Source organism: Gorillibacterium terrae (assembly GCF_051594785.1).
In the GTDB taxonomy this organism is placed as follows: Bacteria; Bacillota; Bacilli; order Paenibacillales; family NBRC-103111; genus Gorillibacterium.
In genome coordinates this window covers 1-11,045 of record NZ_JBPPGI010000007.1, presented here as the reverse complement: position 1 = coordinate 11,045, position 11,045 = coordinate 1, and the positions used below count along the sequence as shown (strand labels likewise).

The window sequence follows — 11,045 nt, the reverse complement described above, 5'->3', positions numbered from 1 at the left end:
TATATAGGCAAATCAACGATTGAAGGAGCCTGGCCGCCTTGCAAGTGGACGCAATTGACCGCGTGATTAAGAATGCCATCGAAGTCATGGAGAGCAGCAAGTATCAGATCTTCGAAATCTGCGAAAACGTCCGGGCGGAAAGGGACTCCTTGTACAAGGAGCTCCAGCAGGTCATGGAAGAAGCGAGCGAGGCGATCAAGCAGGTCGACCGCTTGGAGTTGGAGTACCGACGCACCCGAATCCGGCTTACGGAAGTAAGCCGGGATTTTCATAAATTTCGGGAAGAAGATATCCGCATCGCTTATGAGGGCGCCACTCAGCTGCAGCTGCAGCTGACGGTTTTTCGGGAAAAGGAAAACCACCTCAAGCTGAGGCGCAACGACCTGCAGAAGCGGATCAAGAACGTGGATAAGCAGGTGGAGCGGGCGGAAACGCTGGTTTCGCAAATGAATGTCGTACTGGAATACCTGTCGGGTGATCTGAATCAGGTCACCCGCATCTTGGAATCCGCCAAGAACCGGCAGCTGCTCGGCCTGAAGATCATCCTTGCCCAAGAGGATGAGCGCAAGCGTATTGCCCGGGAAATTCACGACGGGGTTGCGCAGACGATGGCCAATGTGGTGCTTCGCACGGAAATCGCCGAGCGAATGCTGGTCAAGAACGAGTATGACATGGTTCGCGAAGAATTGACCGAGCTCAAGGGACAAGTCCGGGGCGGACTGGAGGAAATCCGCAAGATTATCTTCAATCTCCGTCCGATGGCGCTGGATGATTTGGGTCTGGTGCCCACCTTGAGGAAATTTTCCCAAGACTTCGAAGAGAAAACCAAAATACGCACCCAATTCGATCTAAACGGCAGAGAAGTCCGCCTTCCCTCCGGCATGGAAGTGGCCATTTACCGGCTCGTTCAAGAAGCCTTCTCCAACTGCTCCAAGCATGCGGAGGCCACTTTTATCCGGCTGGAGGTTCAGTTTCAGGAATCCACCGTCATTATCCGGGTTCGGGACAACGGAAAGGGCTTTAACACCGAAAACATGGAGGCCGTCTTCGCCAAAGGGGTTCATTTCGGCTTGCTCGGCATGCGGGAACGCGTGGAGCTGCTGGAGGGGAAGATGGACATCGAGTCTACGAAGGGGGTGGGGACCACAATCATGATGGAGATTCCACTCAGCGCTAAGAACAGAGAGGAGTAAGTGATGTTATGGCACTCGCCACAAGCAAGACCGTCAAGCTGGTTCTGGCGGACGATCACCAACTGTTTCGCGAAGGTGTCAAGCGGATTATCAACATGGAGAATGACCTGGAAGTAGTAGGGGAATGCGGCGACGGGATTCAGGTCATCGAGCTCTGCAACGAGCTGAAGCCGGATATCGTGCTGATGGACATCAACATGCCGGTGGAGAACGGCGTGGCCGCGACGGAGAAGCTGAAGGAAATCTTCCCGATGATCAAAATCATCATCCTCTCCATTCACGATGATGAATCGTATGTGTTCGAGACGCTGCGCAAGGGAGCTTCCGGCTATCTGTTGAAGGACATGGAGGCGGAAGCGCTGATCAACGCCATCCGCGCGGTCGTGGCCGGACACGCATACATACATCCCAAAGTAACGGGCAAGCTGATCAATCAACTGCGCAGGATGACTTACCTGGACGAGCGCGGAGCAACGTCGGGCAGCGGCGATCCGCTGAAGGAAGCCGGGGTTCGGTACATACATACGCCGGAAAGCCCGCTGACCAAACGGGAAGCGGAAGTGCTGAGGCTCATGGCGGAAGGCAAAAGCAACAAGCTGATTGGGGAGTCGCTGTTCATCAGCGAAAAAACCGTAAAAAACCATGTCAGCAGCATTTTGCAGAAGCTTGAGGTGGAAGATCGGACCCAAGCGGTCATCAACGCGATCAAGAACGGGTGGGTAACGCTGTAACCGACTAACAGAGACAATCCAGGCGGACCGGAGGGACGGATGACAACGCACTCTGGGCGCTCAGGCGGCATATACTATCCCACCAAGGAGGGAGCCGCCGATGATACCTGGATTGCTGATGATTGTCGGAGCTTATGCGATCTGCGCCGCGGTGATTCATGTACTGCATGCCTGTTCGCGGCGGAGGAAAGAGCGGGAGACCTATCAGCTCGTTGTGATCACCCGAGACAGCGCGGCCAAGATCGAATGGTATTTGTACTCTTATCTATTCGTGTCGTGGCTTCGCGGCAGACAGACGGCCATTGCCGTTTTTGATGACGGTTCCAAGGATGATACCGCCGCCATCGTCCGCAAGGTCGAGCTGGAACGGCCGAATGTCAAGTTGTATGAATCGACGGAAGGGTTAGACCGTTTTCTTGAGGAGCATGAATCGCAGCCTTTGCTTGTACTCCATCTCTATCGGATGGACCTCAGTCCGAAACGGCCGCTTCATCAGTGGTTGTAAGGCTATGCCGGCCGCGCGCAGGTAAGGCGTGGAGGAAAGAGTTGGGGGCAGGGCAAACGTGACAGCGACGGTATATGCGGTATGGGTGCGTCAGCGCTGGCAATGGCGGGCGACACTCGATGAACGGACGGATGCCGCCTATTGGCAAAGTCAGCCGGGCGAGGACCATCCGATTCTCTGGACAGGCGTATCCCTATCCTGGGGACAGGCGGCGAGATGGCGGGACCGGTTGATCCGGTCGGGATGGACACCGCCGGATCGGTTTCCTGGCGGCATCGACAGCGAGGATGAGGAGCAGAGGAGGGAATTGACGAAACGGGCCGCGGAAGCGGGCATTCCGGAACCCAAGCGGTCCGGCATTCGATTGCAAATCGGCACGGGAATGGGCAAGCAGCCATCCCTTGAACAGAACGAACCTGACGTACGGCGGCTGGCCGCGGCGATTCGGGGGCGCTCCCTGTTCCGGGATGAGCTGCTTTCTTTATGCGCGGAGCGGGGGATCGATGTATCCGGCGAGCGGTGGCGGACCTTGGCGCAAGCGGCCGAGCTGCGCGGCTGGCTGGCGATTCGCTGCGGAGTGGAGGACGAGGAGCCGAGCACCGCCCCGGCGACGGAGCCGGGATGGAAGCAGCGGTTGCTTCGGGCAGGCCGCCGGCATCCGGACCGGCAACCATCCGGCGCGCCGCCGAAGCTGGTCTGCCGCCGCTGCGGAGCCGGGGAGGACGAGCTCCGCTTCGCACCCTGTCCGAGCTGCGGCGGCCTCTGCGCTTACTGTGAACGCTGCCTCGGCATGGGGCGCTCGCGCATGTGCGAGCCGCTGTTCGAGGCGGGGCCGGTTTCGGGGGTGGACTGCGGAGCCGGAGGGGGCAGCGGACGCGTGGAGCCGGTTCGAGGGGCCGCTGCCGATATGACCGGTCTGGATGAGTGTTCCCCCGGCGGCTTAACCGCCGCCTGGGGGCTCAGCCCGGCGCAGGCGGAAGCGTCGGCCGCGGCGCTGCGTTTTCTGCGGAAGTCGGAGGGGGCTCCCTCCGCAAGCCGGGATTTCCTGATCTGGGCGGTGACAGGCGCCGGCAAGACCGAGATGGTGTTTCCGCTCCTTGCCGACGAACGGAGGCGCGGTGGCCGGACGCTCGTGGCCACACCGCGCAAGGACGTCGTGCTGGAGCTCCTGCCGCGGCTTAAAGCGGCATTTCCCGCCGAGACGGTGATTGCCCTCTACGGCGGAAGCGAAGACCGTTGGGCCGACGCGGGTATAACCCTGGCCACCACGCATCAATTGCTGCGGTTCCGTTCGGCCTTTGACCTCGTCATCCTGGACGAGATCGACGCATTCCCCTACGCCGGCGACCCGATGCTGACCTACGCGGCGGAGAAAGCCCTCGCCCCCGTCGGCCGGCGAATCCTGCTCAGCGCCACTCCGCCGCGCGAGCTGGAGAAGCAAGCGGCGAGGGGAAAGCTGCCGCATGCCAAAGTGCCCGTGCGCTACCACCGGCATCCCCTGCCCGTGCCGTGGCTTGTTCGAATCCCGCCGCTCGCCAAATGGGTGGGCGGCGGAAGGACGGGCCGCCTGCCGCGGGCGCTCAAGCGGCTGCTCGACCGCTCGCTGGCGCGGGAGGCGCAGGTCTTCGTGTTCGTGTCGGAAATCCGGTTGGTGGAGCCGCTTGCCGCCCTGCTTGGGCAGTGTTATCCGGACCGGTCGGTCTCCGGGACAAGCTCCAAAGACGAGGAGCGGATGGAGAAGGTCGCGGATTTCCGCAAGCGGCGTTACGACATCCTGGTCACGACGACGATTCTGGAGCGGGGCGTTACCGTTCCCCGCACCGATGTCTTCGTCCTGGACGCCGACGCCTCCTGGTTTGGCGAGGCGGCGCTCATCCAGATGGCGGGCCGTGCCGGCAGGTCCAAGGACGATCCGGCAGGGTACGTGGTATTCGCTGCCGAGTCGGTAACCCGCAACCAGACGGGCGCGGTCCGGCAGATTCGGCGAATGAACCGGCTTGCCCGCCAAAGCGGCTTTTTGCTGCCCATTCCGCGGAAGGGAAGAGGAAAAGAATGAAAAGGGAAATTAACCCCAGCCCAAGCCCGAGCCCGCGGCGGGCGCAGAGCGGGTTGGATCGTCTGCGATCGCTGCTGGTTCGCTGGAAAGAGGATCAACGGGGTTCGGCAGGAGAATCTTGTCTTACCTGCCAGGGGACGCTGAAGGGAGCCGGGAATCCGCTTGGCCTTTGCGCGGCCTGCTTTCAGGCGATCCCTTGGATCACCGAAATCCGCTGTCCGGTGTGCGGCCGCCCGGAGGATTGCCCGGACTGCTTACGCGGCCATCGGCGGGATTATCAACTCAGCCGCAGCGCCGTCCGCTATAATCCGCTGATGAAGGAGTGGCTCGCCCGCTACAAATACCGCGGCGACGAACGCTTCGCCCGGCTGCTGGGAACCATGCTGCACCACGCCTACGCCCTGATCGCGGAAGGGAGTGCGGCCAGGAAGGATCGTCCGTTTGACGGCGTGACCTTCGTGCCGGTGAGCCGGGAGCGGCTGCTCGAGCGCGGCTTCAATCAGGCGGAGAGAATGGCGCACGAGCTCGCGCGATTAACGGGCCTGTCGGTGTATCCGCTGCTTCTGCGGACGCATTCGACCGTGAAGCAAAGCCTCAAATCGCGGAGTCAGCGGTTTCTGGATCTGCGCGACGCGTTCGCCCCCAATGAGGCGGAGATCGTCCGGCTGGAAGCGGCTTTCGCCTTGACGTCTTCCGCTTTCTCACCGGCAGGGCCGCGTCTCTTGCTGGTGGATGATGTCTACACGACAGGAAGCACCATGCAGCAATGCTCCTCTGTCCTGCGGACCCGACTCGGGGCCGAGGTCTGCGGACTGACCTGGGCCCGGTAAAGGAATCCATTCAAAGCATTCTATACAAGAATCCGAGAGTCATGTACACTAAGGGAACAAGATGGCCGAGAGTCCAGCCCCCGTGTGGCGGAGCGGCCCAGCCTACCCCCGAGCAAGCTTTCTGCAGCGGGCGGCGATGAATTTGGTATTGGAGGAAGTCAGGATCATGAGCCTGAATGTCATGAATTGCACCCGCTGCGGCAAGGTTTGCGTCCGATCGCTCAGCGGAATCTGCCCGGCTTGCCAAAAAGAGCTGGAATACCAATACGAGATTTGCTTGAACTATCTGCGAGAGAATCGGGGAATCACCCTCCAGGAGCTGAGCGACGCGACGGAAGTGCCGGTCAAGCAGATTATCCGGTTTATCCGGGAGGGCCGCATCTCGATCGTGAATGCCCCCAATCTGGCATATCCTTGTGAGGTGTGCGGGACGCTGATCCGCGAGCAGACGATGTGCCCGAACTGCCGCCAGCGGCTGATGCATGATTTCAATCAGGCCCAGCAGGACGAGAAGCGCAAGGAGGACGCCCGTCAGCAGCAGGACGGGGCGAGCTATCAGATCAAGGACCGGTTGCGCAACCGCAGCAAATAAGGTAAGCTCACGGAATCTCTTTCCGAAAACTAAATAATCGCCAATCGCTTGCCGATAATAGGAGTAAACCTATTTCGGCAAGTTTTTTTACAATCGAGAGCAGAAGCGGGGTGAACGCAATGAAAATCAACGAACCGTCGCGGATCGGCGGCGTCAATCCCTATCGCAAGCAGCAGGATGGCAAGACGGCCGGAGTGAACCGGGAGAAGACGAAGCGCAAGGATCAGCTGGAAATCTCGCCGGAGGCCAAGGAGCTGCAGGAGCTGCAGGCGGCCGCCTCCAAGAACGGCGTCGATCCGGCCCGTCAGGCGAAGGTGGAGGAACTGAAGCACCAGGTTTCCACGGGAACCTACCACGTTGACTCCGGCAAGCTGGCGGAGAAGCTTTTGCCCTATTTAAAATAGCGGCATTCAGGAGGAGCGAGCATGTCCATCCAGGCGCTCAGGGAAGAAATGGAGCAGCTGATTTCACTGCATGACGCGCTGATCGAGCTGTCGGAGGCGAAAATCCGGGTGCTCGTCGAGAACCGTGTCGACGAATTGAACCGGATCGTCCATAAGGAGGCGGGGCTGGTCCGCCAGGTGACGGAATGCGAGAAGCGGCGGATGGAGGCCATCGACCGGTTTCTCATCTCAAAGGGCTTCCGGCCGACTCCGGCGATTACCGTCGGCGAGGTGATCCGGCTGATCTTCCGCATGGAGGACAAGGCCGCCGTGGGTGAACTGCAGCAGGAGCTGGCGAGCCGGCTGGACAAGCTGAAGCGGCTGAACGAGCAGAACCGCCAGCTGATCGAACAGTCGCTGGATTACTTAAACCTCTCGCTCGACTTGATGATCGGTCCGCCGGACGACGACACGGTCTACCGGAATCCCTTGCAGCAGCAAACCGCCGGTTCTCGCTACCGGTTCTACGATAATCGCGTCTAGGAAGAAAGGGGACTCCCATGAGATCGACATTCAGCGGGCTGGAGATCGCCAAGCGAAGCCTGTTTGCCCAGCAAACGGCGCTCCAGACAACCGGACATAACATGGCCAATGCGAACACGATCGGGTATACCCGCCAGGTCGTCAATATGGTGGCTTCGCGCCCGCTGGAGGCCGTCGGCATGACGTCGAGCGTCCTTCCGGGGCAGATCGGCCAAGGGGTGGAATTCGACCATATTAATCGCATCCGGGAGAAATTCCTGGATAACCAGTATTACAACGAAAACAAGAACTACGGCGATTGGAGCGTCCGGCAGGATACGCTGGAGAAGCTGGAGACGATCGTGAACGAGCCGTCGGATACCAGCATTCGGACGGTGCTGCAGAATTTCTGGAACTCTTGGCAGGAGCTGAGCAAGTCGCCGGAGAACCTGACCGCCCGTGCGGTGGTGAAGGAAAATGCGCTGGCCCTCACCGACGCCCTGAACCATGTCTCCAGCCAGATGCGCGATCTGAAGAGCGACCTCACCGACAACCTCTCGGTCAAGGCGACCCAGATCGGCACCAGCCTGTCGCAAATTGCCAACCTGAACAAAGAAATCCGCCGCGTAGAGGGGCTCGGCAACGATGCCAACGACCTGCGGGACCAGCGGGATGTGCTCGTGGACGGCTTGTCCAAGATGGTCAACATCACAGTTACCGATACGGACAACGGCTACCACATCAAGATGGGCAATGCCGATCTGGTAACCGGCATTGAGGTCAATCAGACCGTCGACTCCGACTTTTTGACCGACGCGGCAGCGAATGGCGATTTGGTAAGCGGCGAGGTCAAGGGGCTGATCGAGTCGCGGGACAGCATCGTCACCGGGTTTCAGAAACAGCTGGACAACATGGTCAAGACCATGGCGGAAGGCGACGTCAAGGTAACGCTGCCCGCCGGTACGGTCATCCGCGCCGGAACGGAGCTGAACGGCACCCCTTATTCGAGCGATACGACCCTGTCCGCGGATCTTGAGGTGACGGTCAAGGGGATCAACGGCCTTCATCAGCTGGGGTATTCGCTGAACGGGGACGTCACCGCCGGCATTCCCTTCTTCACCCTCAAGCCCGGCGAGACGGAGTTCAGCGCGGCAAGCATTACCGTTAATCCGGCGATCGTCGACAACGTGGAAAATATCGCGTCCTCTCTGCGGACTTATACCGATACGACCGACAGCACCGTCAAGGTGATCAAAGGCAACAATGGGCTTGCGCTCCTCATGCAGGGGCTGAGCGGCAAGTCGTTCAATTTCGATCCGGACCATACCGGCACCACCGTTTTGAACGGCGGCACGATCGACGAGTATTTCCGCGCCATGGTAGGCGAAATCGGGGTTCAGTCCCAGGAGGCCCAGCGGCAGGCGAGCAACCAGAAGCTGCTGGTGGACCAGGTCGATTCCCGGCGCCAGTCGGTCAGCGGCGTGTCCCTCGACGAGGAGATGTCGAACCTGATCAAGTACCAGCACGCCTACAATGCAGCGGCCCGAACCATGACCACCTTCGACGAATGCCTGGACAAGATCATCAACAGCATGGGCGTCGTCGGCCGGTAACGAATTTTGAAAGGAGGGGATCGCCATGCCCGGACGGGTTACCCAGAGCATGATGAATACCCAACTGCTCACCAACCTGAACAACAACATGAACCGGTTGAGCAACATGCAGAACCAGATGTCCACCACCCGCAAGATCAACAAGCCATCCGACGATCCCGTGGGAATCACCTATTCCATGCGCTACCGCAGCGAGCTGGCAACGAACGATCAATATACCAAGAACGTCGACGAGGCCATTTCCTGGATGGACAACACCGACACGATGCTGGGACAAGCCGGCAGCGTTATTCAGCGAATCCGCGAGCTGACCGTGCAGGCGGCCAATGGAACCAATCCCGAGGACGCGCTGAAGGCGGTTCGCAACGAGGTCGACCAGCTAAGCTCTCAGCTGGTGGATGTGGCCAACAGCCAATTTAACGGAAAATATATCTTTAACGGACAGATGACCGATCAGCCGCCCTATTCTGCCGACTCTCCCGAGGCTTCCGTGACGGACGGCGGGCAGATCCAGTATTCCATCGGCAACGGGACCAAGATCGGCATCAACGTAACCGGCAACCGGGTGTTTGGAGAAGCCGGCGACAATGTGTTCAGCGTGCTGAAGGGATTATCCGCTTCCCTTGGCGCCGGAGACCAGACCGGCGTGTCGGCCATGCTGGAAAAGCTCGACGTCCGTCTGCAGCAGCTCCTGAACGTCCGCTCCGACGTCGGCGCGAAGACGAACCGCGTCGAGCTGGCCCAGGACCGGCTGGGGGACATCAGCACCAACCTGCAGACCCTCCAGTCGAAAACGGAGGATGCCGACATGGCGGAGCTGATCACCAATATGAAGACGCAGGAAAATGTGTACGAATCCTCGCTTTCCGTCGGAGCCAAGCTGATCCAGCAGAGCCTGATCGACTTCCTGCGTTAACCCGAACGACTTCTGCGTTAATCCGATCGAATCCCCGGAGCCGTTTCCCGACATCCTAGCCGCGGCAGCCGAGACCGAAACGCCCTCTGACCGGGATGGATTCCGGCATTCGGAGGTATCTCGCCCATGACGACCCTGCCCGCCATTCAAATCCGCCAGCAGTATGCCCGGATCGGCATGGATTCGGTTCCCGCCCGCCTTTCGATCCGCCAGCCGCAAGCGGAGTTGTCCTTGACGACCGCTCCGGCGGCCATTTCCATTCATTCCGAGCCGGGCACGCTCCGAATCGACCAGAGTCGGGCTTGGGATGCGCTCGGCATGCGCAACGCACTGGCGTCGATGGACCGAATTCACGCCGAGGCGCGGAATGTGGCCTGGGCTCATGTCGCCCGCATCGTTCAGCAGGGGGACCGGCTGGCGGACCTCACCAGCCCGGGAAATACCATCGCCGAGATCGGCAAAGAAGAGGCGCTGAAGTTCCGTGAGTTCAACTACCTGACCGAGCCGAGTACGAACAACGTGGAGGTTGCGTACACGCCGTCTCCCCCCATGGTTGACGTCCGGGAAGGCCGCGTGGAAACCGAGGTGCAGGTTCATAAGCCGGAGATTGACTACATCCGCGGCAAGCTGGATATCTACGTCGCCCAGCAGGCGGCGCTGACGGTGATCCCGCCGCAGCTGGATATCAAAGTGTAATCGCATACGGTATAATCGAGCTATGGACGCGACTCTATAGCTTTTTTTATACCGAATTCACCGTTCGAGAGGATGATCCCCCATGGCGAAGATCCAGATCGCAACCGCGGCTTGCGGGACGGTCGAGGCAGAAGAGCAAGACATTTTATCCTTCCCCCACGGGATTCCCGGGTTTGAGACCCTGCATCGTTTCCTTCTGATTCATCCGGACCCGGAGGTTCCCTTCTCCTATCTGCAAGCGGTGGACGAGCCGGAGCTGGCCTTCGTGGTCGCGAACCCCTTCACCTTCTTCCCCGATTACGAATTCGAGCTGTCGGAGGCGGATCAAAAGGAGTTGGAAGCCGAACGGGAAGAGCAATTGGTCGTCCTGTCGATTCTCACCATCGGCGATCGCCTTCAGGAGGCCACGGCCAACCTGTTTGCTCCGGTTGTAATCAATGGAGAGCGCAAGACGGGCAAGCAGATCGTGCTCCACGACAAGGAATACACCACCAAACACCGTCTGCTCCCGGCTGCGGCGAGCGAAGGGAGAGGGTGACTCCATGCTGGTACTCGCGCGGAAGAAAGGCGAATCCATCGTCATCGGAGACCAAATTGAGGTGGTCGTTCTCGACGTCGAGGGAGACACGGTCCGGCTCGGCATCACGGCTCCCAAAGAGGTGCAGATCCACCGCCAGGAAATCTACCAGGCCATCCAGCAAGCCAACCGGGAGGCCTCGAAGAGCGCTCTCCATATGCAGGGGCTGGCCGGTCTGTTGAAAAGGGACAAGCCGGAATAATCGGGCTATCGACGTGCTGGGAGAAAAGGGAGCCTTCGAGAAAAAATTCTCGAAAAAGCTCTCTTTTTTTCGCATTTTGCTCTTCACTTTTGGCCCGGGACTTTCGATATAGGTAGTATAAGCGATTCTCAGGGGCGGCCGACCCTGCGGAACCGCCGAACAGGGCCCACACGGATGTGGACCTACACCCAAACACATGGAGGTAATAACGATGAGAATCAACCATAAC

The 11,045-nt window shown here is 59.7% G+C and carries 13 protein-coding genes; all 13 read left to right on the top strand.

Going from position 1 to position 11,045, the window contains the following annotated elements; all coding sequences use genetic code 11:
* Positions 1 to 38: 38 nt before the first annotated feature.
* The 13 genes from ACSEXS_RS20240 to csrA all read left to right on the top strand — a co-directional run bounded on the left by ACSEXS_RS20240 (position 39) and on the right by csrA (position 10,816).
* Complete coding sequence (locus tag ACSEXS_RS20240; protein ID WP_438435067.1) at positions 39 to 1,193, top strand: sensor histidine kinase; 1,155 nt, start codon at positions 39 to 41, stop codon at positions 1,191 to 1,193.
* 8 nt (positions 1,194 to 1,201) lie between these two features.
* Entirely contained in the window at positions 1,202 to 1,924 is a 723-nt protein-coding gene (locus ACSEXS_RS20235) for a response regulator (RefSeq protein WP_438435066.1), read from the top strand.
* A 100-nt stretch (positions 1,925 to 2,024) separates the two neighbouring features.
* Entirely contained in the window at positions 2,025 to 2,429 is a 405-nt protein-coding gene (locus ACSEXS_RS20230; protein ID WP_438435065.1) for a hypothetical protein, read from the top strand.
* A gap of 58 nt (positions 2,430 to 2,487) precedes the next feature.
* Positions 2,488 to 4,485, top strand: coding sequence for an ATP-dependent helicase ComFA (locus ACSEXS_RS20225; protein WP_438435064.1), 1,998 nt, complete (start codon positions 2,488 to 2,490; stop codon positions 4,483 to 4,485).
* Entirely contained in the window at positions 4,482 to 5,315 is an 834-nt protein-coding gene (locus ACSEXS_RS20220; protein ID WP_438435063.1) for a ComFC family protein, read from the top strand. Before ACSEXS_RS20225 ends, ACSEXS_RS20220 begins: the two co-directional genes overlap by 4 nt.
* Before the next feature lie 166 nt (positions 5,316 to 5,481).
* Positions 5,482 to 5,907 carry a flagellar protein gene (locus ACSEXS_RS20215; protein WP_438435062.1) on the top strand — a complete coding sequence of 142 codons (426 nt, stop codon included), beginning with the start codon at positions 5,482 to 5,484 and terminating at the stop codon, positions 5,905 to 5,907.
* A gap of 119 nt (positions 5,908 to 6,026) precedes the next feature.
* Positions 6,027 to 6,311: a flagellar biosynthesis anti-sigma factor FlgM gene (gene flgM, locus ACSEXS_RS20210; RefSeq protein ID WP_438435061.1), complete on the top strand. Its 285-nt coding sequence runs from the start codon at positions 6,027 to 6,029 to the stop codon at positions 6,309 to 6,311.
* Between the two features lie 21 nt (positions 6,312 to 6,332).
* Positions 6,333 to 6,833, top strand: coding sequence for a flagellar protein FlgN (locus ACSEXS_RS20205; RefSeq protein WP_438435060.1), 501 nt, complete (start codon positions 6,333 to 6,335; stop codon positions 6,831 to 6,833).
* A gap of 17 nt (positions 6,834 to 6,850) precedes the next feature.
* A complete protein-coding gene (gene flgK / locus ACSEXS_RS20200; protein ID WP_438435059.1) occupies positions 6,851 to 8,425 on the top strand; it encodes a flagellar hook-associated protein FlgK in 1,575 nt (524 codons plus the stop codon).
* Positions 8,426 to 8,450: 25 nt separating this feature from the next.
* Positions 8,451 to 9,341: a flagellar hook-associated protein FlgL gene (flgL, locus tag ACSEXS_RS20195; RefSeq protein WP_438435058.1), complete on the top strand. Its 891-nt coding sequence runs from the start codon at positions 8,451 to 8,453 to the stop codon at positions 9,339 to 9,341.
* Between the two features lie 126 nt (positions 9,342 to 9,467).
* Complete coding sequence (locus ACSEXS_RS20190) at positions 9,468 to 10,037, top strand: DUF6470 family protein (RefSeq protein WP_438435057.1); 570 nt, start codon at positions 9,468 to 9,470, stop codon at positions 10,035 to 10,037.
* An 82-nt stretch (positions 10,038 to 10,119) separates the two neighbouring features.
* On the top strand, positions 10,120 to 10,575 hold the full coding sequence (fliW, locus tag ACSEXS_RS20185) for a flagellar assembly protein FliW (protein WP_438435056.1): 456 nt from the start codon (positions 10,120 to 10,122) through the stop codon (positions 10,573 to 10,575).
* Between the two features lie 4 nt (positions 10,576 to 10,579).
* Positions 10,580 to 10,816, top strand: a complete 237-nt coding sequence (csrA, locus tag ACSEXS_RS20180) for a carbon storage regulator CsrA (protein WP_438435055.1) — start codon at positions 10,580 to 10,582, stop codon at positions 10,814 to 10,816.
* Positions 10,817 to 11,045: the final 229 nt, after the last annotated feature.